This is a genomic window from Agrobacterium sp. MCAB5, from assembly GCF_052114365.1.
GTDB classification, from domain to species: Bacteria; Pseudomonadota; Alphaproteobacteria; order Rhizobiales; family Rhizobiaceae; genus Agrobacterium; species Agrobacterium tumefaciens.
On the sequence record NZ_JBFREP010000002.1, the window covers coordinates 611,337 to 634,725 of the forward strand.

At 58.9% G+C, this 23,389-nt stretch carries 20 protein-coding genes; 7 read left to right on the plus strand and 13 right to left on the minus strand.

Going from position 1 to position 23,389, the window contains the following annotated elements; translation table 11 throughout:
• Positions 1-108 precede the first annotated feature (108 nt).
• The 8 genes from nirD to AB4Z23_RS07595 form a co-directional block, all read right to left on the minus strand.
• Complete coding sequence (nirD, locus tag AB4Z23_RS07560) at positions 109-444, minus strand: nitrite reductase small subunit NirD (protein ID WP_111788922.1); 336 nt, start codon at positions 442-444, stop codon at positions 109-111.
• A gap of 5 nt (positions 445-449) precedes the next feature.
• Positions 450-2,897 carry a nitrite reductase large subunit NirB gene (gene nirB, locus AB4Z23_RS07565; RefSeq protein ID WP_111788923.1) on the minus strand — a complete coding sequence of 816 codons (2,448 nt, stop codon included), beginning with the start codon at positions 2,895-2,897 and terminating at the stop codon, positions 450-452.
• Positions 2,898-2,902: 5 nt separating this feature from the next.
• Positions 2,903-3,700: an ABC transporter ATP-binding protein gene (locus AB4Z23_RS07570; RefSeq protein ID WP_013761942.1), complete on the minus strand. Its 798-nt coding sequence runs from the start codon at positions 3,698-3,700 to the stop codon at positions 2,903-2,905.
• A gap of 13 nt (positions 3,701-3,713) precedes the next feature.
• Complete coding sequence (gene ntrB / locus AB4Z23_RS07575; RefSeq protein ID WP_035199774.1) at positions 3,714-4,607, minus strand: nitrate ABC transporter permease; 894 nt, start codon at positions 4,605-4,607, stop codon at positions 3,714-3,716.
• Positions 4,608-4,719: 112 nt separating this feature from the next.
• Positions 4,720-6,012, minus strand: coding sequence for a CmpA/NrtA family ABC transporter substrate-binding protein (locus AB4Z23_RS07580; protein WP_111788925.1), 1,293 nt, complete (start codon positions 6,010-6,012; stop codon positions 4,720-4,722).
• Positions 6,013-6,389: 377 nt separating this feature from the next.
• The gene (locus tag AB4Z23_RS07585; protein WP_035199776.1) at positions 6,390-7,667 is read right to left on the minus strand and encodes a CmpA/NrtA family ABC transporter substrate-binding protein; all 1,278 of its coding nucleotides are present in this window, start codon (positions 7,665-7,667) and stop codon (positions 6,390-6,392) included.
• Between the two features lie 36 nt (positions 7,668-7,703).
• Positions 7,704-8,291, minus strand: a complete 588-nt coding sequence (locus AB4Z23_RS07590; protein WP_003511609.1) for an ANTAR domain-containing response regulator — start codon at positions 8,289-8,291, stop codon at positions 7,704-7,706.
• 102 nt (positions 8,292-8,393) lie between these two features.
• Positions 8,394-9,047 carry a GntR family transcriptional regulator gene (locus AB4Z23_RS07595; protein WP_003511611.1) on the minus strand — a complete coding sequence of 218 codons (654 nt, stop codon included), beginning with the start codon at positions 9,045-9,047 and terminating at the stop codon, positions 8,394-8,396.
• A 263-nt stretch (positions 9,048-9,310) separates the two neighbouring features.
• Between AB4Z23_RS07595 and AB4Z23_RS07600 the strand changes: the two genes are divergently transcribed.
• The 6 genes from AB4Z23_RS07600 to amyA all read left to right on the plus strand — a co-directional run bounded on the left by AB4Z23_RS07600 (position 9,311) and on the right by amyA (position 17,230).
• Positions 9,311-10,552, plus strand: coding sequence for an NRAMP family divalent metal transporter (locus AB4Z23_RS07600; RefSeq protein WP_003511614.1), 1,242 nt, complete (start codon positions 9,311-9,313; stop codon positions 10,550-10,552).
• Between the two features lie 121 nt (positions 10,553-10,673).
• Positions 10,674-11,441 carry a LamB/YcsF family protein gene (locus AB4Z23_RS07605; protein ID WP_035199785.1) on the plus strand — a complete coding sequence of 256 codons (768 nt, stop codon included), beginning with the start codon at positions 10,674-10,676 and terminating at the stop codon, positions 11,439-11,441.
• A gap of 11 nt (positions 11,442-11,452) precedes the next feature.
• Positions 11,453-12,262, plus strand: coding sequence for a putative hydro-lyase (locus AB4Z23_RS07610; RefSeq protein ID WP_003511619.1), 810 nt, complete (start codon positions 11,453-11,455; stop codon positions 12,260-12,262).
• Between the two features lie 7 nt (positions 12,263-12,269).
• Entirely contained in the window at positions 12,270-13,868 is a 1,599-nt protein-coding gene (locus tag AB4Z23_RS07615) for a 5-oxoprolinase/urea amidolyase family protein (RefSeq protein ID WP_441360040.1), read from the plus strand.
• An 11-nt stretch (positions 13,869-13,879) separates the two neighbouring features.
• The gene (locus tag AB4Z23_RS07620) at positions 13,880-15,610 is read left to right on the plus strand and encodes an acetyl/propionyl/methylcrotonyl-CoA carboxylase subunit alpha (RefSeq protein WP_035199789.1); all 1,731 of its coding nucleotides are present in this window, start codon (positions 13,880-13,882) and stop codon (positions 15,608-15,610) included.
• 132 nt (positions 15,611-15,742) lie between these two features.
• Positions 15,743-17,230 (plus strand): alpha-amylase, encoded by a 1,488-nt coding sequence (gene amyA, locus AB4Z23_RS07625; RefSeq protein ID WP_035199792.1) that lies wholly within the window; start codon positions 15,743-15,745, stop codon positions 17,228-17,230.
• A gap of 38 nt (positions 17,231-17,268) precedes the next feature.
• Here amyA and soxR read toward each other — a convergent pair whose 3' ends face one another.
• Together soxR and AB4Z23_RS07635 are read right to left on the minus strand one after the other, a co-directional pair.
• Positions 17,269-17,724 (minus strand): redox-sensitive transcriptional activator SoxR, encoded by a 456-nt coding sequence (gene soxR, locus AB4Z23_RS07630; protein ID WP_003511623.1) that lies wholly within the window; start codon positions 17,722-17,724, stop codon positions 17,269-17,271.
• Positions 17,725-17,878: 154 nt separating this feature from the next.
• Complete coding sequence (locus AB4Z23_RS07635) at positions 17,879-19,984, minus strand: TonB-dependent receptor plug domain-containing protein (RefSeq protein WP_035199795.1); 2,106 nt, start codon at positions 19,982-19,984, stop codon at positions 17,879-17,881.
• Positions 19,985-20,131: 147 nt separating this feature from the next.
• Between AB4Z23_RS07635 and AB4Z23_RS07640 the strand changes: the two genes are divergently transcribed.
• Positions 20,132-21,601, plus strand: a complete 1,470-nt coding sequence (locus AB4Z23_RS07640; protein ID WP_035199798.1) for a glycosyl transferase family protein — start codon at positions 20,132-20,134, stop codon at positions 21,599-21,601.
• On the opposite strand, the gene AB4Z23_RS07645 is transcribed toward AB4Z23_RS07640, so the two are convergent.
• From AB4Z23_RS07645 to AB4Z23_RS07655, 3 genes are all read right to left on the minus strand, one after another.
• Positions 21,598-22,797: a low temperature requirement protein A gene (locus tag AB4Z23_RS07645; RefSeq protein ID WP_035199801.1), complete on the minus strand. Its 1,200-nt coding sequence runs from the start codon at positions 22,795-22,797 to the stop codon at positions 21,598-21,600. The genes AB4Z23_RS07640 and AB4Z23_RS07645 overlap by 4 nt on opposite strands.
• A gap of 38 nt (positions 22,798-22,835) precedes the next feature.
• Positions 22,836-23,108 (minus strand): hypothetical protein, encoded by a 273-nt coding sequence (locus AB4Z23_RS07650; protein ID WP_025595298.1) that lies wholly within the window; start codon positions 23,106-23,108, stop codon positions 22,836-22,838.
• Positions 23,109-23,174: 66 nt separating this feature from the next.
• Complete coding sequence (locus tag AB4Z23_RS07655; RefSeq protein WP_019565010.1) at positions 23,175-23,387, minus strand: hypothetical protein; 213 nt, start codon at positions 23,385-23,387, stop codon at positions 23,175-23,177.
• Positions 23,388-23,389: the final 2 nt, after the last annotated feature.

Consider the following 23,389-nt stretch of genomic DNA (forward strand, 5'->3'; position numbering starts at 1 on the left):
GTCTCCGACAACAGAGATGAAGCGAGAAGCGTGCCACTTGTCGATCTTGCCCCTCGAGGGGGAGATGTCCGGCAGGGCAGAGGGGAGTATCGTCGGCAACATCTGATATCACTCCGCCGCAATCATCAAAGTTTCGAGCGCAATCGAAAGCCGCCCGCCGAGATTGCGGAGAGGAATGGTCCTCACCTCACCCTCATCCGCCCCCAACGCCTTGCCGGTCTCCAGCGAAATGACCCAATTGTGCAAAGGACACGTCACCGAAGCCCCGTGCACGATGCCCTGAGACAGCGGGCCGCCTTTGTGCGGGCAATGATCCTCGATGGCGAAGACCTGATTTTCAGCCGTGCGAAACACGGCGATCTTGCCCATAGGCGTTTTCACGCAGCGCGCGCCGCGCAGCGGGATGTCGGAAATGTCGCCAATATCGATCCAGTTGCTGTCCATCGTTCTCACTCCGCTGCCTCGTTGAAACCGATTGCCGCCATCGGCCTGAATTCGTGCTTGTCGTGGCCGGACACACGTTCCGACCAAGGATCGACCTGCGCGAATTTCTGGCTGAAGACGAAGCGGTCAAAATAGGCCCGGCGCTTGTCGGCATCGTCCATGATCTGGCGGCGGACTTCGTCGTAACCGATGCGCTTGGCCCATTTATAGATGCGCTCGAGGTAGCGCGCCTGCTCGCGGTACATCTGGGTCAACGCCACGATATGCTCCAGCGCCTCATCCTCGGTATGGACGAGGCCCAGCACTTCCGTACCCTTGATGTCGAGACCAGCGGCACCGGCGAAGTGGATTTCGAAACCGGAATCGACGCAGATGACGCCGATATCCTTGCATGTCGCCTCAGCGCAGTTTCGCGGACAGCCGGAAACGGCAAGCTTCAGCTTGGCGGGCGTCCATGAGCCCCACATGAATTTTTCGATACGGATGCCGAGGCCGGTGGAATCCTGCGTGCCGAAGCGGCACCATTGTTCTCCAACGCAGGTCTTCACGGTGCGAAGCCCCTTGGCATAGGCCTGGCCGGAAATGAAACCGGCCTTGCCGAGATCGGCCCAGACCGCCGGCAAATCCTCCTTCTCGATGCCGAGAAGATCGATGCGTTGCCCGCCTGTCACCTTCACCATCGGGATTTCGAACTTGTCGACCACATCCGCAATCGCCCGCAGTTCGGAGGAAGATGTGACGCCGCCCCACATGCGTGGAACGACGGAATAGGTGCCGTCCTTCTGGATATTGGCATGGACGCGCTCATTGATATAACGCGACTGGTAGTCGTCGGCATATTCGTCGGGAAAATCGCAGACGAGATAGTAGTTGAGCGCCGGTCTGCACTTGGCGCAGCCGCAGGAGGTCTTCCATTCCAGTTCCTGCATCACGGCGGGAATGGTCTTCAGGCTCTTGGCCTTGATGAGACGGCGTACATCATCGTGGCCGAGATCTGTGCATTTGCACATGGGCTGCACGGCAGCGGGATTGTAGCTGTCGCCAAGCGTCAGCGTCATCAGCTGTTCGACAAGGCCGGTGCAATTGCCGCAGGAGGCGGATGCCTTGGTATGGGCGCGCACATCATCCAGCGAGGTCAGCCCCTTCGAGGTGATGACCGAGGTGATCTTGCCCTTGCAGACGCCGTTGCAGCCGCAGATTTCCGCATCATCCGGCAAGGCTGCAACGGCCGCCATAGGGTCCAGCGGGGACCCTCCCTGATAGGCCTGGCCGAAGATCAGGGTTTCGCGCATGGCGGAAATGTCGGTCGATTTCTTCATCAGGTCGAAGAACCACGAACCATCCGCCGTCTCGCCGTAAAGAACCGCGCCGATGATGCGATTTTCCTTGAGGATCAGGCGCTTGTAGACACCGGCGGTGGCATCGCGCAGCACGATTTCCTCGCGGTCGTCGCCCTCGGCAAAATCGCCGGCGGAAAACAGGTTGATGCCGGTGACCTTCAGTTTGGTATTGGTGACAGACCCATGATACTCGGCTGAACCGCCGCAAAGCCGGTCCGCCAGCACCCGCGCAGATTCATAAAGCGGCGCGACCAGCCCGTAGCACATGCCGCGATGCTCGGCGCATTCGCCAAGCGCATATATCGAGGCATCCGACGTCATCATGCCATCATCCACGACGATGCCGCGATTGACGGCAATGCCGGCTTCCTTGGCAAGACCCGAGGCGGGACGGATGCCGACCGCCATCACCACCATGTCGCCTTTAATGACGCGGCCGTCTTCCAACTCGATGCCTTCGACCTTCTCCGCGCCGAGAATGCATTTGGTATTGGCCTTGGTGATGATGTCGATGCCGCGCTCGTTCAGCGCCTTTTCCAGAAGATAGGCCGCTGCCGGATCGAGCTGCCGCTCCATGATCGTCGGCATCAGATGGATGACGGTGACGTCCATTCCCTGGCGCTTCAGCCCATAAGCTGCTTCCAGACCCAGAAGGCCGGCGCCGATGACGATGGCGCGACCCTTGCCTTCGGCGATTTCAAGCATCTTCGTGACATCGTCGAGATCGCGATAGGCGAGAACGCCCGGCAATTGATGGCCAGGGACGGGAATGATGAAGGGCAGGGAACCGGTGGCGATCACCAGCCTGTCGTAGGAAACGGTGATGCCGTTTTCGCTGGTTACGGTCTTGTTGTCACGGTCGATGCCGGTGACCTTCGCGCCCTTGTGCAGCGTCACATTGTTGGCCGCGTACCATTCGTCATTGTGGATGACGATATCTTCATAGCTCTTTTCGCCTGAGAGTACTGGTGAGAGCATGATGCGGTCGTAATTGACGCGCGGCTCGGCGTTGAAAATGGTGACGTCGTAGAGGCCGGGGGCGGTTTCGAAAAGGTTTTCCAGCATGCGCCCCGGCGCCATGCCATTGCCGATGATGACGAGTTTTTGCGCCATGGTGGTTACTCCGCAGCTTCGACGAAGCGGTGACGTTCGTAAAGGAACTTCAGCACGGCCTCGCGGCATTTGAGGTAGGTCTTGTCGGATGCAAGCTCGATGCGGTTGCGCGGGCGCGGCAGCGGCACGTCAAGCACTTCGCCGATATGGGCGGCGGGACCGTTGGTCATCATTACGATACGGTCGGACAGCAGCACCGCCTCATCCACATCGTGGGTGATCATGACCATGGTGTTGCCAAGCCGGGCGTGGATTTCCATCACGGCGTCCTGAAGGTGGGCGCGAGTCAGCGCATCCAGTGCGCCGAAAGGCTCGTCCAGCAGCAGGATTTTCGGCTCCATGGCGAGCGCCCGGGCAATGCCGACGCGCTGTTTCATGCCACCGGAAATTTCAGACGGTTTCTTGTCCTTGGCATGGGCCATCTGCACGAGATCCAGATTGCGCATGACCCAGTCGTGGCGTTCCGCTTTGGTCTTGGTATTGCTGAAGACCTTCGCGACGGCGAGGTTGACGTTTTCATAAACCGAAAGCCAGGGGAGCAGGCTGTGGTTCTGGAAGACGACGGCGCGTTCCGGGCCAGGTTCGTTGACCTCGCGGTTTTCCAGAAGCACCACGCCTGCTGAGACTTTGGTCAGCCCGGCGATGAGGTTGAGCATGGTGGACTTGCCGCAGCCGGAATGCCCGATGACTGAGACGAATTCGCCCTTGCCGATGGTCAGGTTGATGCCTTTCAGCACCTCGGCGCGCGAACCGCCCTTGTCGAAATATTTGTCGATATGATCGAGTTTCAGATAAGCGTTCATGATGGTCGCCCTTTTAGTTGGCCGCAGCGCCGCGGGTGATGACCTTGCCGAGCGCCGCTACCAGCTTGTCGAGCATGAAGCCGACAACGCCGATGTAAGCGAGTGCCACGATGATGTCGGGCAGGCGCGAGGAGTTCCACGCATCCCAGATGAAGAAGCCGATACCGACGCCGCCGGTCAGCATTTCCGCCGCCACGATGGCGAGCCAGGAGAGGCCGATGCCTATGCGCAGGCCGGTGAAGATGTAGGGGGCGGCCGACGGCAGCATGATCTTGAAGAAGAATTCGATCTGGTTGAGCCGCAGCACCTTCGCAACGTTGCGATAATCCTGCGGAATGTTGCGCACGCCGACCGCCGTATTGATGATGACGGGCCAGATGGAGGTGATGAAGATCACGAAAATGGCCGATGGATTGCTGTCCTGAAAGGCGGCAAGTGAAAGCGGCAGCCAGGCGAGCGGCGGCACGGTGCGCAGGACCTGAAAAATCGGGTCGAGGCCGCGCATGGCCCAGACCGACTGGCCGATGACCGCACCGAGAATGATGCCGGCGATAGCCGCAAGGCCGAAACCGTATGCCACGCGCTCCAGCGAGACCAGCACGCGCAAGCCGAGGCCGATATCCTGCGAACCATTATGGAAGAACGGCGATACGATGAGATCGTAGCTTTCCTCGAATACCTGGCTTGGCGGCGGCAGGGACGAGCCGGGGGCGGAACAGAGCACCTGCCAGACGCCCAGCAGAACGGCGAGGACGACAAATGGCGGTATGATATTGCGGGCCGCCGCAGCACCCAGTTTACGCAGATTGAACCGCGAGGGATGTTTGGGCGGAAGGGTCACGACGTTTGCCTTTTGTACCACCGGTTGCTGCGGCTGTTCTTTGAAATTTCGAGCCAATGCGGACATGGCGTTTCCTTTGGATTTCGGTTGCGGTCAGGGTCTCGCCCCTCATCCGGCCTTTGGTGTCCATCTTTAAATGGCAACCCGGCGGAGGAGGGGCGACACCCGTGTCTCCTCCTCAGGAGGCTGCCTTGATGGAAAGAGTTTCGAGATAGGCCGACGGGTTTTCGGGGTCGAAGACCTTGCCGTCGAAGAAGGTTTCCTTGCCGCGCGACGTGGAGGCGGGAATATCGGCAACACCGAGATCCTTTGCAGCGTCGCGCCAGATGTCCTCACGGTTGACCTTGGCAACCAGCGCCTTCACGTCCGTATCGGGTGCAAATTTACCCCAGCGGATGTTTTCCGTGATGAACCAGCTGTCGTGGCTGCGGAAGGGATAGGACGCGTGATCCTGCCAGAACTTCATCTGCAGACCGGTATTTTCCAGCACGCGGCCGTTGCCGTAATTGATATTGCCCTTGAGGCGGCCAAGAACGTCTTTCGGTGGCACGTTGAACCATTGGCGCTTGCCGAGGATCGTGGACATCTCCTCCTTGTTCGCCATCTCATCGCACCATTGCTGGGCCTCCATCACGGCCATCAGCAATGCCTTGGTGGCGTTGGGGTTCTTTTCCACCCAGTCGGCGCGCATGCCGAGCGCCTTCTCGGGATGCCCTTTCCAGAGTTCCCCGGTGGTACAGGCAGTAAAGCCGATGCCCTGATTGACGAGTTGCTCGTTCCAGGGTTCGCCCACACAGAAGACGTCCATATTGCCGACCTTCATGTTGGCGACCATCTGCGGCGGCGGAACGACGATGGTGGAGACGTCCTTGTCCGGGTCGATGCCGCCGGCGGCCAGCCAATAGCGGATCCACAGATCATGCGTGCCGCCGGGAAATGTCATGGCAGCCTTGATTTCCTTGCCTTCTGCCTTCTTCTTCTCGAAAGCTGCCTTCAGCTTGGACGCGTCGAGCTGAACGCCGGTTTCAGCATATTCCTTGGCGACGGAAATACCCTGGCTGTCGAGATTGAGGCGGGCGATAAGCGCCATCGGCACAGGCACGTTGTTCTGCGTCACCTTGCCGGTATGCATGAGATAGGGCATCGGGGTCAGGATATGCGCGCCATCAATGCCGTTCGATGCGCCGCCGAGCACGAGATTGTCACGTGTCGCACCCCAGGATGCCTGTTTGAAAACCTCGACATCCGGCATGCCATGCTTGGCGAACAGTCCCTTTTCCGCCGCGATGATAAGCGGGGCGGCGTCGGTCAGCGCGATGAAGCCGATTTTCGCGCCCTTCACTTCCGGCTCAGCCGTGGCTGCGAAAGCGCCTGACGGAAAAGCGGTGCGCACGGCGGTAACAAGGGCTGCGGCGGCTGTCGTCTTCAGTATGGTGCGGCGGCTGACATCGCCCGAGAATATCTTTTTCATTCGCATCTTCCCCTTATTGGACCACCGCACGGGTGGCGCGTTCGCTTGCGAAAAAACCTGAAAATAAAAAAAACGCCGCTCGGTGTTTGCGCCTTCGGAACGGGAGGTGTTCCGGGCAGCAAAACCTTGCGACGTCTATGTCTGTGAAAGCGCTTATGCCGCGCCCTGCTCGCCCCGATCGCCGTTGACCAGTGCAAAGACGAAGACGCAAGGGGCGTGCCAGTTTTACTTGTGGAAGCTATCGCCTTGGAAAAAAACGGAATTTCCGAGATTGGATCGGACGATTAAATTTTAATCAGTAGAAATTTTGTCTATGGTTTGCGCAGATGGATAAATTCCGAGCTTGAAATTTGCGCAGCTTGCCCGGCCGACGGCTGTCAGGCCTCGCCTTGGGAGATGGAAAACGGGGCAGAACTGCGCACGGAAAAGCCATTCACATAGCCAGCAATGTCTGCGGGATCGAAAACAAAACCGTCCACGAACCGGTCACCCGCCTCCTGCCCTTCGACTCGAATATCGGCATCATCTGGCGCATTGGCATCGCCCAGTGCCGCCCGATAAATATCTGGACGGTAAGCGGACAGGGTGGCCTCCACACCACCTTGCGAAAACTCCGTCTGCCCCCAGCGGATCATCTGGCTGTAAATCCACAGTGCCTGGCTCTGGCGCGGATAATTGGCATGGCCGCCGTGGAAGAGGAAATATTTGTCGATGACCCGGCGGTTGCCCTGGCTGTCGATGTTGAATTCACCGGCAAGCACATGGCGGATGATGCTTTGCGGCGCACCGATATAACGCGGATCGGCAAGTGTCCTGCTCAGATCATCGTGATTTTCCGCAAGGTCGCACCAACGTGCGGCGGCATCGAGCGCCGTGAGCAGCCGGCTGACCGTTTCCTGCTGGCTTTCGGCCCATTCAGGCCGCATCCCGATCACTTTTTCCGGCGCAGACGGCCACAAATCCTGCTTGGCAGCGACGATCCTGCCCACACCGCGCTCGGCGGCAACGATGTTCCACGGCGCACCGACACAGAAACCATCTATGGCGCCCGCCGCCAATGCATCCGACGTCAATGGCGGTGGTACGACCACCAGTTTGACGTCGTGATCGGGATGAATGCCACCAGCGGCGAGCCAATAGCGAAATTCGTAATTGTGCGAGGAAAACGGGTAGGTCATGCCGAGCGTCGGTGTAGCTTCGCCCCGCGCTCGCATGTCATCCAGCACCTGCTTTAAGGCCATCGCATTTTCCAGCGCCCCCGCCGTTTCGGAAAGCCCCGTCAACGCCTTCATCCGGGCAAAAAGCCGCGTCGAAAGCGTTATCGCATTGCCGCCGCGCCCAAGTGAAAACGGCGTGATCGTCGGCGAAGGGTTCGAGCCGAGTCCGAGCATGGAGGCAACGGGCATCGGCGACAGCATATGGGCAATGTCGAATTGCCGGAATGCCAGCCGGTCGCGCACATTCGCCCAGGACACATCCTTGACGAGATCGAGCGTCAGGCCTTCGCGCTCGGCAAAGCCGAATTCCGCCGCAGCAATGAGGACGGACGCATCGACAAGAGGAATAAAACCTGCCCGCAGGATTTTTTGCCGGTCGCTGCCAACAATTGCCGGCGCGCCCGCTTTTGAACCGGCCGATTTTTCCTGTGCCGCCATATCATACACTCCTCGACTGTCCCGCCGGCGGGTTCGTTACATCAACAGACCGGCCGCGGTGACCACGCTTTGCGCGATCTCGGATATTTTCTTTTTCTCGTTCATCGCCGTTTGCCGCAGAAGCGCAAAAGCCTCCTCTTCGGACAGGCCACGCATTTTCATCAAAATGCCTTTGGCGCGCTCGATGACCTTGCGCTCCTCAAGCGCCGATTTTGCTTCGGCAAGTTCCTGTCGCAGACGGCTGAAAGCGTTGAAGCGGCTGACCGCCATATCGAGGATGGGTTTGACGCGTTCTTTCTTCAGCCCGTCAACGACATAGGCGGAAACACCAGCCTCAACGGCCGCCTCGATGGACGCGGTATCGGAGCGGTCGACAAACATGGCGATCGGCCGGCCGACCGTGCGTGTCAACTGAAACAGATGCTCCATCATGTCGCGGTTGGGATTTTCAAGGTCGATGAAGATGACATCGGGCTGCAGCGTCTCGATGGTCCGCGCCACGCCGTGCACTTCATGGATGAGCGTCACGCGATTATACCCGGCCTCGCGCAGCCCCTCCTCGATGATCGAGGCGCGGATCGCGTTTTCGTCTATAACGAGAATGGTGAGGTCGCGAAGCGTCATGTCGGCATTGATGACGCACCGCAACAAACTTGGCAATCAGGCGCCGATATAAAAATGGAGCGGACGTGAAAGGGACGTTTTCGTCCCGCTACGCCTGATTTCTCATGACGCCCGTTCGAGCGCCTTCAAAACCGTCCGCTCGGAAAGATTGAGATAGATTTCCATCTCGTCACCGGCCTCAGCCGCCTTGCCCTCTTCCATCAGCGACAGGATCTTGCTGTTCATGTCCACAAAGGGGGAATGGAGCTGTTCCGGGTCTTTCAGCAGGCCGAAACAAAGCCTGAGCTCAGCGGCAATGCGCTCGTAAAAATCGCTGAGACGAGCGCTGTCTAGAAGGTCGACCACGGCGGCGTGGAACTTCATGTTGGCGCTGCCCACGCCTAACCAGTCTGCCTGGTCGCGCTTTATCCTGGCATCATCGACCGCCGTGCGCATTGTCCGGATGGCCGGGTGCTTGTGCCAGGCCTGACGCAGCGCCCCGCATTCCACCATGCGCCGCACCCTGTAAATATCAATCACCGAAGCCAGGGTGGGAACGGCGACAAAAACGCCGCGATTGGCCTCGTGACGCAGCAGACCATCCTTGGTCAGGAGACGAAAGGCTTCACGCAGCGAATTGCGGGAGACCTCGAAACGTTCACTGAAGGCTGCTTCCGAAAGACGCTGGCCCGGCATCAGTTCACCGGAGATCAGCAGGGTGCGAATACCCTTTGCCAATCGATCCGCAAGCGGCAGACCCTCTATCGTTTCCGTCATGGCGCTTTCCTTAAGAGCAATGCAACGTTGGGAATTCCGTGACAGGCATGTTCGGACACGGCATGATTGCCCATAGCACAAAGCTTCAGCAAAGCGCCAAAAAAACGTGATGAATTCATACTCATAACGTCCAACAAATAGACAAAATAAAAGAACGATTATCATTTATTGTTGAACAATATTGACAATCTCACGGAACAAGACAAGATCGGTGGCATAAAGCATCCGCGAGGGGCGGATTGCGACAGGAGCGGAGAAAATCCATGGAGCAGAAAAAGCTCACCCCGACTGCCGATCTCAAAATGTCAAAACGTGCATCTCTTCTGGGAGCAATCTTCCTGATGGCAACATCTGCCATCGGTCCCGGCTTCATCACGCAGACGGCGACATTCACCATGCAGCTTGGTGCCGCATTCGCCTTCGGCATTCTTGCTTCCATCCTCATAGACTTCGTCGTTCAGCTCAACATCTGGCGCATCGTAACGCTGACGCGCATGCGTGCGTCCGACATCGCCAATGCTGCCATTCCGGGTTCCGGCTATCTTCTCGCCATTCTCGTCATCATCGGCGGCCTTTTCTTTAATATCGGCAATATTGGCGGCACCGGCCTCGGCCTGAACGCCATCTTCGGGCTCGATCCGAAAATCGGCGGCGCCATCAGCGCAATCTTTTCCATCGCCATCTTCGTTTCCAAACGGGCTGGCCTCGCCGTCGACCGGTTCATCATTTTCGCCGGTATCCTGATGATCGTGCTGACGCTCTACGTTGCATTCGTATCCGCGCCGCCGGTCGGTGATGCCTTCCGCCAGACTTTCCTGCCGGACACAATCAATTTCGCGACCATCACCACCATCGTCGGCGGCACCGTTGGCGGCTACATCACCTATTCCGGCGCGCACCGCCTGCTGGACCGGGGAATGGTCGGCATTGAAAACCTGCCCGCCGTCAACCGCGCCGCTCTGACCGGCATCGCTGTCACCGGCATCATGCGTTACGTGCTGTTCCTCGCCATTCTCGGCGTTGTCGCCAGCGGCGTCGTCATCGATACATCGGGCCAGGCCGCCAATCCCGCCGCACAGGCTTTCCGGTCGGCCGCGGGCGATCTCGGCTTCCGTCTATTCGGCATCATCTTCTGGGCTGCGGCCATCACAAGCGTCATCGGCGCGGCGTATACCTCCGTCTCGTTCCTGCCCGTGTTCAAGCAGGATATGACGGAACGCGCCCGCAACATGGCGACGGTCATCTTCATCGCTGTCTCGCTCGTCTGCTACCTGCTCATCACGACGCCGCCCGCCGCCATGCTGGTCTTCGTTGGCGGCCTGAACGGTCTTATCCTGCCCATCGGCCTCAGCATCTTCCTGTTTGCCGCATGGAAGCGCGAAGACCTGATGGGCGGCCACCGCTACTCGCGCATTCTGCTCGGGCTTGGCGTTCTGACATGCGCATTGACGTGGTACATGGGCTACAAGTCCGCCGGCACCATTTTCGGCCTGCTCGGCCTGTAAAAACTAGAGCGTTTCCGCATTTCGGAGAAAAACGGAAACGCTCTATATATTTGTTATTACGCATTTTCCCGACGCAAAACCGCTACGCACTTTTGCTGGAAATGCTCTAAAGGGAGGCAACATGGCCGCTATCGATCTCAACAGCGATCTTGGCGAAAGTTACGGCGCGTGGCGCATGGGAGATGACGAGGCGATGCTTGCCATCGTTTCCAGCGCTAACATCGCCTGCGGATTTCACGCAGGTGACCCGGCCGGCATCTACCGGACCGTTAAGGCCGCTGCCGAAAAAGGCGTGGTCGTCGGCGCCCATGTTTCCTACCCGGACCGCGTCGGCTTTGGCCGCCGCGATCTGGATGTGACCTCCGAAGAGCTGATCGCCGATGTCATCTACCAGATCGGTGCACTAAAGGGTGTCGCCGCCGCAGCCGGAACCACGGTGCGTTACGTGAAGCCGCATGGCGCGCTTTACAACCGCATCGCCAATGACGCGAAACAGGGACAAGCGGTCATCGACGGTATAAAGGCCGTCGATGCCTCGCTGGTGCTGATGGGCCTTGCCAATGCGCCCATCCTCGATCTCGCCCGCAAGGCAGGCCTTGCCGTCGTCGCGGAAGCCTTCGCTGACCGTGCCTATACGCCCGAAGGCCAACTCGTCTCGCGCCGCGAGGCGGGCGCCGTACTGCACGACGCTGCCAAAATCGCCAACCGGATGGTGCAGCTTGCCCGCGAAGGAACACTCGAAGCCATCGACGGCAGCAGCATCAAGATCGAAGCACAATCCATCTGCGTGCATGGCGACAGCCCCGGCGCGGTGGCGATCGCCCAGGAAATCCGCCGCCGTTTCGAAGCCGAGGGCATCGAAATCCGCTCTTTTGCATCCATTCTCTAAAAGGGCGACCAATGACGATACCCTTATCCTTTCTGAGCCACACCAATGCGGATGCCGCCCGGACGGCCCGCGCCGATTATCGTGGCGGCCTCGTTGCACCGACCTCCGGCATCGCTCCCGGTTTCACGCAGGCCAACATGATCGTGCTGCCGCGCGACTGGGCCTTCGATTTCCTCCTCTATGCGCAGCGTAATCCCAAGCCCTGCCCGGTGCTCGATGTTTCAGATCCCGGCTCACCAACCACGCTTCTTGCCCCCGGTGCCGATCTCAGGACCGACCTACCGCTTTACCGTATCTGGCGGGACGGCAAACTTGCCGAGGAAACGGCGGATGCGACCGCCGCATGGGCAGAGCGTGACGATCTCGTCGCTTTCCTGATCGGTTGCAGCTTTACCTTTGAAACGCCGATGGTCGAAGCGGGTATCGAAATCCGTCACATGACCGACAAAAGCAACGTTCCGATGTATCTGACCAACCGCCCCTGCCGGCCGGCCGGCCGGTTTAAGGGCAACATGGTCGTTTCCATGCGACCGATCCCGGCTTCGCGCGTGGCCGATGCCGCGACAATTTCAGGACGTTTTCCGGCGGTTCACGGTGCGCCCGTGCATGTCGGCGCGCCGGAAGAAATCGGCATATCGGATCTCGCGAAGCCGGATTTCGGTGATGCGGTGCGGATCGAACCCGGCGAGGTTCCAGTTTTCTGGGCCTGCGGCGTGACGCCTCAGGCTGCAGTCATGGCGTCCGGCGTGCCGTTCGCGATTACCCATGCGCCCGGGCACATGTTCATCACCGACATTCCCGATTCTGCCTATCACGCGTGAGGATATGATGCGTTTTCTCCCCGTCAGCCTCACCACCATTCTCGTCGAACTTGCCGATCTCGATGAAACGCTGGCGCTGTTCGCCTCGCTTCAGAACGATCCGATCGAGGGCATCGACGAAACAGTTCCGGCTGCCCGCACCCTGATGATCCGTTTCCGCCCCGAAAAGATTGGCGCAGAGGCGCTGGTTGCACGGCTTTCCAGCCGCGATCTCTCCGCAAAAATCGCGCCCTCGGACAATCTGGTGGAAATCCCCGTCCATTATAACGGCGAAGATCTGGCCGACGTTGCCGAACTGACCGGCATGAGCGTCGACGAAGTCATCCGCCGCCATACCGAAAGCGAATTCACCGTGGCCTTCTGCGGTTTCGCGCCCGGCTTCGGTTATCTGGTTGGCGGCGATACGGCTCTTCACGTGCCGCGCCGGCAAAGCCCGCGTACCCGCATTCCGGCGGGTTCGGTGGCGGTGGCTGGCGCCTTCAGCGGCGTCTATCCGCAAAACAGCCCCGGCGGCTGGCAGATCATCGGCACCACACCGGTGAAGATGTGGGATATAGACCGTGATCCCGGCGCGCTTTTCCAGCCGGGTTATCGCGTGCGTTTCTTCGATATGGACAAGGCCGGAAGAACGGTTGATGTTCCCACCTCAGCGCCGCGCACCGCCCGCCCTGAGATGACAAGAGAAGGCCCGCATTTCGAGGTGCTCGCGGCCCCCATGCCCGCCATTTTTCAGGATCTCGGCCGCTTCGGCCAAACCGGACAGGGCGTCTCCGCCTCCGGCGCACTGGATCGTGGCGCGTTTAACGCCGCCAACCGTATCGTCGGCAATCCCGTCAACTCGCCGTGTCTCGAGCTGACGCTCGGCGGCTTTTCCTTCAAAAGCACGAGCCGCGCCGTTATCGGCATTGCGGGCGCGCCCTGCCCCATCACCGTCAAGACCGCAGATCGCAGTTTCGCCGCACAACCCCATGTTCCCGTGTCTCTCGAACCCGGCGATATCGTAACCTTGGGTCAGCCGCCGAAGGGCATGCGCTGTTATCTTGCTGTGCGTGGCGGGTTCGATGTCGAGCCCGTGCTGGGCAGCTATGCGACGGATACGCTCGCCGTAGTGGGTCCAGAAAGCGTGACTGCGGGCACTACTCTGCCGCTGAAGGGCGAAAAGACAGGACTTTCCAGCGTGTCTGTCGACGAGGCTCCGGCCTTCGATCCGCCGGCAACCGGCGATATTGTGACGCTCGACGTGGTTCTCGGACCGCGTACCGACTGGTTCACGCAAAAGGGCCTCGATACGCTGACCGGCCAGCTCTGGCAGGTCACGCCGCAATCGAACCGCGTCGGCATCCGCCTTGCCGGCGAAGTGCCGATGGAGCGCAGGGACAGTGCCGAATTGCCGAGCGAAGGCACGGCCACCGGAGCAATCCAGATTCCCCATAGCGGCCAGCCCGTTCTTTTCCTTGCCGACCACCCGTTGACCGGCGGCTATCCCGTCATCGGCGCGGTCGCGGAATACCATCTCGATCTTGCGGGGCAAATCCCCGTCAATGCCAAAATCAAGTTCCGCCCGATCGGCCCTTTTGCCGAAATCGCGGCGGCTAAAAGTCTGTAGGGAGAATAGCGATGAAAAAAGTGCTGATTGCCAATCGCGGCGAGATCGCGGTGCGGATCATCCGCGCATGCCGTGATTACGGCCTGCAATCGGTTGCCGTTTATGCCGATCCCGATCAGAATGCGCTATTCGTTCGGTTGGCGGATGAGGCCTATGCGCTGGAAGGCGTCCGCCCCGCCGAAACCTATCTCGATATCGCCAAGCTGATCGCGATTGCCAAACGCGCCGGCGCGGATGCCGTGCATCCCGGTTACGGCTTTTTGTCCGAACGCGCCGAATTTGCGCAGGCGGTTATCGATGCCGGCCTTAGCTGGATCGGCCCCGACCCACATGTCATTGAAGCGCTGGGCGACAAGGTGGAAGCGCGGCGCATCGCCACCGGCGTCGGCGCACCGCTGGTGGCCGGCAGTGACGGCCCCGTCTCTACCGCCGCCGAAGTCACCGCTTTTGCCGAAGAATACGGCCTGCCCGTCGCCATCAAGGCAGCGCATGGCGGTGGTGGGCGCGGCCTGAAGGTCGCATGGAAGATGGAAGAGATCGCCGATCTCTACGAATCCGCCGTTCGCGAAGCGACCGCCGCTTTCGGTCGCGGCGAGTGCTTTCTCGAACGCTTCCTAGACCGGCCCCGCCATATCGAGGCGCAGGTTTTGGCCGACAAGCACGGCAATGTGCTGGTGCTGGGCACCCGCGATTGCTCGCTGCAACGTCGGAACCAGAAGCTGATAGAGGAGGCTCCGGCCCCGTTCCTGTCTGCCGAACAGCGACAAAAAATCCACGACGCGGCAAAGGCGATCTGTGCCGCCGCGGGCTATTCCGGTGCCGGCACCGTCGAATTCCTGCTCGGCGTTGATGGCACGATTTCTTTCCTGGAGGTCAATACGCGCCTGCAGGTGGAACATCCCGTTACCGAGGAAACCACCGGTATCGATCTCGTCATCGAGCAGTTCCGCATCGCCGAGGGCCACACCCTGCGGGTGGTTGAAACGCCGGAACCGCGCGGCCACTCTATGGAATTCCGCATCAATGCCGAAGATCCCGGCCGAGGATTCCTGCCAACACCCGGCACGATCTCGATTTTCGATGCTCCTTCCGGCCCCGGCATCCGTATGGATAGCGGCGTCGTCAGCGGCTCCAGCGTGCCTGGCGTATTCGACTCGCTGATGGCGAAGCTCATCGTTACGGGTACCGACCGCGATCAGGTTCTGCGCCGCGCGCGCCGCGCGCTGAAAGAATTCCGTATCGAAGGCATTGCCACGGTTCTGCCGTTCCATCGCGCCGCAATCGAGACGGACGACTTCATCGGCACCGACGGTTTCAAGGTTCATACCCGCTGGATCGAGACCGATTTCGCCGCCATGCCTGACGCCATGGAACGTCCTGCACCGGCTGAAGACCCTTCCATCACGCGCACCTTTCTGGAAATCGACGGCAAGCGTGTTTCTGTCGGCCTGCCGAACCTGCTGCTCTCCGGCCTCGGCGCTGTCAGCGGCGGCAATGCCGCTGCCCCCGGCGCGTCGGTCAAGGAGAAGGAAGGTGAAATTATCGCTCCCGTTTCCGGCACCTTGCAATCGTTCAAGGTGACCGATGGCGAAACTGTTTCCAAAGGCGATCTTCTGGCCGTCATGGAAGCCATGAAAATGGAAACGCAAATCGTGGCGACGAAGGCCGGCAAGGTCCGCCTGATCGTCAAGGAAGGCGACTATCTTCAGGCGGGCGCGGCACTTCTCGAAATTGCGGAATAACGCATAGACCAGGCCACCGGACCCATCAGGGAAGGTGGTCCCCTCACAATCGAAGTTTGGTCAATACGGTGGCGGAACCCTTTCGCCGCCGGGCCGTTTATGGCGCGACCTGCTAACCATCATGAGGGAAATATGGCCGGACGCACCTTGCTTCAATTCTTCCATTGGTACTATCCGGACGGAGGGAAATTATGGAGCGAGGTGGCCGAAAAGGCGGAAAGCCTTGCCCGAATGGGTATTACCGACGTCTGGCTACCGCCGGCCTACAAGGGTTCTGCGGGCGGTTTTTCGGTAGGTTACGATACCTATGATCTCTTCGACCTTGGCGAATTCGACCAGAAGGGAACAGTCGCGACCAAATACGGTGATCGCGCTGCCCTCGAACAGGCTGGTCGGACGCTGAAGGAAAACGGCATCCGCGTCATTCACGACGTGGTTCTCAATCACAAGATGGGCGCGGATGAAAGGGAGAAGGTGCGGGTTCGCCGCGTCAATCCCGATGACCGCACCGATATAGAGGACGAGGATTTCGAGGCGCACGCCTATACGCGCTTCACCTTTCCCGGCCGAAACGGCACGCATTCCAAATTCATCTGGGACCTGAAGTGCTTCAGCGGCGTCGACCACATCGAAGAGCCTGATGAGGACGGCATTTTCCGTCTCGTCAACGAATATGGCGACGGCGAATGGAATGAGGAGGTCGACGAGGAAAACGGCAACTTCGATTATCTCATGGGCGCGGATGTCGAATTCCGAAACAGGGCTGTCTACGAGGAACTGAAATATTGGGGCCGGTGGCTTGCCGAACAGGTACAGGTGGATGGTTTCCGTCTGGATGCGGCCAAACACATTCCGGCATGGTTCTTCCGCGACTGGGTAGGCCATATGCGCGACACGATTAATCCCGACCTCTTCGTTGTCGCGGAATACTGGCACCCCGATATAGACGCGCTGAAAAGCTATCTCGATCTGGTCGACAAGCAGCTGATGCTCTTCGATGTCGCCCTTCACCACCGCTTCCATGACGCTTCCAAGCAGGGCGGCGATTTCGACATGCGCACTATCTTCGATGGTTCGCTGCTTTCCGCTGTTCCAGATCACGCCGTCACGCTTGTCGACAACCACGACACGCAGCCGCTGCAATCTCTGGAAGCGCCCGTAGAACCCTGGTTCAAGCCTCTGGCCTATGCGATCATTCTGCTACGCGAAGAAGGTGTGCCTTGCGTCTTTTATCCCGATCTTTTCGGTACGACGTATACAGACACCGGCAATGACGGCAACGACCATGAGATCGTCATGCCGGCTATCGAATGCCTTCCGAAGCTTATCGAGGCACGCAGCCGCTTTTCCAACGGTGCCCAGACGGATATTTTCGACGACCCGAGCTGCATTGCGTTTATTCGCCACGGTACCGCCGATGAGCCGGGCTGCGTTGTGGTGATGTCGAACGGCGAGGCGGCGGAAAAACAGATAGATCTCGGCCCTGAGCAGGCGGGAGCTGTATGGCGCGATTTCCTTGGTCACCGTCACGAACAGATCACCCTTGACGAGCATGGCAAGGGTCTGTTTTCCACCAATGGCGGCAGCGTCAGTGTCTGGGTTCCGGCCGACGTCGAGTAGGAACAATTGCTTTTAAAGCGGCCAGCCGGAAACCTTGCTCATTTGACGGATACGAGACGGCGCGGGCCCGCGCCAGCATCGGCCAGAACATCGTTCGGATTGCGTAAGGGACAATCATCAAGTGAGAGGCAACCGCAACCGATACAGCCGGTAAGCTGGTCGCGCAGCATAATCAGGCTGTTGATACGAAGCTGCAGCATTTCCCGCCAGGACTGCGAGAACACGCGCCAGTCAGCCGTCGTCGCCACCCTGTCCTGCGGCAAATCCGCCAAGGCGTCCCTGATGATGCTGAGCTGGATGCCTGCCCGCTGCGCAATGCGGATAATGGCAATGCGCCGCAGGACGGCGCGATGATAACGACGCTGGTTCCCGCTGGTGCGCCAGCCTTCGATCAATCCCTTCGCCTCGTAAAAATGGATGGTGGAAACGGCGACGCCACTACGACGCGCAACCTCCCCAACCGTCAGGCTGTGTTTAAAGATGGTATTTTCCATGCCGGCTCCGTTTTCTGAACGGCCTCCGCTCTGAAAACCGCGGAAACACACTAGAGAGCAGCCGGTATAATTCCTCAACCATAGTTGAGGTCAATAGGATGGATGGCAAAAAGAGGCGCCAATCGGGCGCCTCTGAATTCTTAAATATCGCGGATCAGAATTTGGCGGTCATGCTGATCCAGAAGCGGCGGCCTTCCATGACCGTGTTGAAATCGTCAGCGCCGACTTCCTTGTCGAATACATTGTAAACCGCCGCGTTGAGATCGACATTTTCGGCCACCGCATATTTCGCCCCGATGTCGAGGGTGGTGTAAGCGTCATATTTACGCCCGGCCTTGCCGTTGATCGTAACCGGTTTGCCGTTCGTACCGATGCGCGGACCCGCATTGATTTCCGATCCGTGATAATTCACCGAGGCCCAGGCTTCCAGCCCGTCCACCGGGGTGACCCATTCGCCTCTCAGATTGGCCATGTGCTCCGGCGTCCGCGCCAGCGGAAAACCCTCGTAATCGCCCGTCTTCTGTTCGGAATGCGTATAGGTATAGTTGCCGCGCAATGTCAGTTCCGGCGTCGCATACCATGCTGCCGTCAGTTCTATGCCCTGAATGACCGCGTCGTCGATATTGTAATTGTACCAGAGGCGATAATTGCTATCTTCGCTCCAGCGGGCAGGCGTACCATCCGGATTGAGCACGAGCGCGTTAGAAATCTTGTCCTTGAAATCTGTGTAGAAATAAGTGGCACCGAGGGCAACATCACCATTGTCCCAGAGTGCTGCCAATTCATAACTCGTGCTTTTTTCCGCCTCCAGACCCGGATCGCCGATGATCACGCCGCAGGTACCGTTCGAGGCATAGGTGCACCCACCGCCGCCAGTCGTATAGGCGTAACCCGGTGCGATCTGGCGGATTTCCGGTGCGCGGAAACCTGTTGAAATGCCGCCCTTGATCGTAAGATCGTCGGTTGCGCTCCAGACGCCGTAAAGGCGCGGGCTGAAATGATTGCCATATTTTTCATGGTTATCCAGACGAAGGCCGCCCGTCAGCGCAAAGCTATCGACGATGCGCCATTCATCCTCGACGAAGAGCGCCCATTGCGTCGCCGAGAAAGTTTCGTCGCGACCGGTACGGCGTCCCGGATTCTGGTCCTTCAGCTGTGCCTCGAAATATTGACCGCCGGTGACGAGCGTATGGTTGCCGAACAGTTCGAACGGCGTGGTGAACTTGCCGTCGAGAACGCTATTGCGAACCTCCGGCGAGCGCGGATTTTCAGTGACGCGTCCCGTGCGAAAGTTTCTGGTGAAGTTGGTGCGCTCGGCCCATTCCTGCTGGAAGGAGAATTCAGACGTGGTCGGTCCCCACCGGCCGGTATGCGACAATGACCAATGGTCGCGCGTATTGGTGTTGTAGGTGCCGTCTGCATTGGCTGCCAGCGTCTCGCCGGACTTGGCATCGCGGCGCAACCGTGCTTTGCCAGCCTCGAGATAGATGTCGTGATCCTCATTCGGCGTGAAGGTCAAACGTCCATTGAAATCATATTCCTTCGCGCCCGTCGTACCATTCAATATGCGGTCTTCGCCGCGCGTGAAGCCCCTGCCCCAGATCTGCAGCCCCAGCCGGTCCTTCAGGATCGGCCCATTGGCATACCAGGACACCTGACCGCTATTACCGAATTTTGAATGTTGCTGAACCGTACCCTCGCTGGTGACGGAGCCAGACCAGACATCGCCAACCTTGCGGGTGATGATGTTGATGACGCCGCCCATGGCATCGGAACCGTAAAGAGAGGACATCGGGCCGCGCACGACCTCGATGCGTTCGATCGCCGAAACCGGCGGCACGAAACTCTGTTCGAAGCCGGAATTACCATTGGTACGGGCATCGCGCGTGCTCTGCCTCTTACCGTCAACTAGGATCAACGTGTAAGCGCCGGGCAATCCGCGAATGAAAATATCCTTCTCATTGGCAATGCCGGTGACAGACACGCCCTGAACTTCGCGCAAGGCGTCTGTCAGATCGCGGTAAGACCCCTTTTCCAGATCTTCTCGCGTCACGACCGTGATGCTGGCCGGAGCATCCTTTACATTCTGCTCGAAGCCGGACGCGGTCACCACGATCTGCTGAAGAACGGTGGTTCCGTCGGTCGCCTGCTGCGCGACAGCAGGCAAGGCAACGCTGAGCGCCGTTCCCGCCATGGCGACGGAAATGCCAGCCTTTATTATCGTCGCGGCTATATCCTGCCCGCGGTACTTCAATTCCATGTTACGCCCCCGCATTTAACTTGAGAATTTACCCCCACTTATTTAGGAGGGAGGTCTGGCGCAACGCGTTTGTTTTCGAACAGTTCTAAATTCCAGAAATTGCAAAAAGGCCCCCTCTAATCGGGGGCGGGGTAAAAAAACAGCAAGATGACAACCGGCAAGAGAAAAGAAGAACCAGCTTCCCCGACAAAGCCCGACAGGCTTGGTCAGCTGAAACTACTTGTCGCGTTCGATGCGTTGTTGCGGGAAGGAAGCGTCAGCCGCGCAGCGGCAGGCATGGGACTGCCGACATCATCGATGAGCCGGATACTACAGCAGCTGCGCGAGAAATACGGCGACCAGCTGTTCTTACGCACCGGCCAGGGTTTGCGACCCACCCCCTTTGCCGAGACCATGCGGCTGCGCATTCGTTCGCTGGCGGCGGAGGCGGAAAACCTGATCGATTATTCACAGGAAAAAGCGGCAGCTCCCACCGCCGCCAATGTTAGCGGCTGGGAACGGCCGGTGCTGATGAAGGCGCCGCCTCTTTCGCTGCGCCCCAGCGTTCTTCTGGAAGGTCAGCCGACACCGGAAAATATAGCGGACCGCCTTGCTCGCATCGGCCACAATGCCGATCCGCAGCACAGGCTCGCCAAATATATAGCGACCTCGGCGATGGGCATCGGCAACAGCCGCCCGCTCAGCCAGCAAGAGGCGATGGACGCGCTTTCGATCATTCTCGAAGGCGATGCAGATCCCATACAGATAGGAGCGCTGCTTGCGACCATGCAATATCGCGGTGTGACCGCGGCAGAGCTTGCCGGTTTTATCGAAGCCATGTGGGGCCATATAAAAAGAGACCAGCAAGCGCCCGCATCGGTCGATCTCGACTGGCCGGCCTATATGTCGCCCAAACATCGCGATGCACCCTGGTTCCTGCATTCCGCGCGTCTCGTTTCCATGGCGGGATATAGCGTCTTGTTACACGGCCATGTGGGCCAGGGAGAAAATGGCGGTAAGCTCGAACTCGCCGCTGAAGCCTGCGGCATACCGCTCTGCCATTCACTTTCGCAGGCGGCCAAGGCCACGGCTTCGCAAGGGATCGCCTATCTGCCGATCGGTGGACTATCGTTACAGTTTCAGAGCCTACTTGGCCTGCACGGCATTCTGGAAATGCGCCTGCCGCTCAATACGGTCGTGCATCTTCTCAATCCGCTTCGCGCCAGAAGCACCATTATCGGCGTCGCCCGCCCCTCCTATCAGGAGCTTCATCGCGATACGGCGCGGCTGCTTTCCGTCGAGAGCCTTGCCATTCTCGGCAATACGCGGGATTTCGCGCAATTTACTCCATTCCGCAGCACCCGGATCTTCGGTCTTTCCAAGGGCGAAGATGTCGAGTTCGTCATTCCCGCCCGCGAAACGCCACCGGCCGAAATGCCGACCATGTTCACCACCTTCGAATATTGGCGCGCCGTCTGGACGGGGGCGGCCAGAGACGAGAGAGCGGAAACCATCATCGTCTCCACCGCTGCCATTGCCCTGATGCTGGTCAATGATATGGTTCTGCCTTTCGAAGAGGCCTATGCCCGCAGCCTGCGGCTGTGGAACGACAGGGCACGCGATTTCGCCACTGCTTAGGCGTTGGTGACTGATTTTTTCAGCGCCAGATATTCCCACAGCGCCACCAGCAGCAAAATCCCCGTGCTTGCCAGTTGCAGCGCAAAAAGCGGCACGCCCGGCACCGGCAGAAGCAGGCAGAGCGCCGCTACTCCGGCAAAATGCGAGATCGGCCGCTGATAGGTGGCAGCAATCTTGACGCCGATATTACCGGCTAGAAACAGGATCGGGCCGCCAAGAATGGCGAGTGACTCCCTCATCGTCGTCCCTTCATGGGCATGGGACAGGCTGAAATCCTCTCCAACTGCCGTAAGGATGATGCCGGCCACGATAGGCAAATGTCCGTAGTTGAAAAGATTCTGGGCAATCTTCGCTTTCTCGTCGGCATGTTCGGCCTTTCTGGAGGCCTCTTCCTGCCCGTGATGGAAATAGATCCACCACATTGTGACGGTGCTGACGAAGGCCGAACAAAAGACGATGAATGTGAGGCCAGAATTCATATATTCCGTGGCCGTGCGGCCGGTGGTTAGGATCGTTTCCCCGAGACAGATGATGACGAAAAGCGCACAGCGCTCCGCAAGATGCTCGCCGGAGAGATGCAGCTTGTCCGCATCGCTTGCTTTCAATCCCGGGACGACATAACGACAAGCGGGTCCGGCATATTCTATCGCGAGCGCTATACCCCACAGGAGGATTCGATCCGTCAGATCGACAAGCCCACCAGCCATCCAGAACAGGCTCGATACGACTAGCCAGATCGTCACGCGCACAAAAACCAGAAAAGACTGCCTGTCCTCTCCCTTAAAGGCATAAAGTGCAAACAGGCTCCGTCCCACCTGCATGGCACTGTAGATAAGGGCAAACACGAAACCCTGTTCCGCAAAAGCCTCCGGCAGCGCGATGGCCAAAAGAACCCCGCCGAACATCAGGACGAAAAGCAGAATCCGGACAGGCTCCTTTTCGGTATTCAGCAGGTTGGTGATCCAGGTGGTGTGTATCCACAACCACCAAAGTGACAATATCAGTATGCCCGCCTCAAGCGCCGCTGTCGGTCCGAAGTCCTTTGCTAGCGCATGGGAAAGCTGAATGAGCGCGAAAACGAAAACCAGATCGAAGAACAGTTCAGGAAAGGTCGCCTTTTCTGCTTCGTGCCCGTCCTGTTTGATCCAGGTTTGCGCATCCGGTTTCTGCCCGGACGTTTCGCTTTCGGTTCCCATTCTGCCCCTGTTCGTCAATATGAATTATTGCGATCGCGTTAGCGTTGCGCTTCATCCGAAGAATTAACATTCGAGTCCCGGCCGGGAAACTGCAGCGCCCGCGCATTGTCGGGGTAAAAACGCGGTCCTACCAGACGCACTGTCTTGCCGGAGACATCGGTAATATAATTCGATGCGGTCGCCCCAGGCGAGAATTCGGCGCTACGGGTCTTGGTCGGTTCCAATATGCTGACCTCTAATGGCTGAGCAAATATCGGGTGGCTCGTCGCGGAGATGACAATTGTCGCGATAAAGAGGGACTTGGAGAACATCGGCACATCCTGTCACAATTGACTGCGCCATAAACAGCCTTCGCCCGGTTTGGTTCCAGCCGTCTTTCAGCTGTCCTCGTCCAGATATGTGCGATATTGCACATAGTCCGAACTTGGTTGCCCGTCGATAATTTCCGGCGGCCGCCCCTCACCTCCGGTCAAATAACCGGCTTCTTCAAGTCCCGCCTTCAAGAGCTTTTCGATGGCGGTATCTCGAGGCAATGCAATGTCCGCCATGTAAACAGCGACAGCCAGCTCCATATCGTCTGGAAAAACCATAG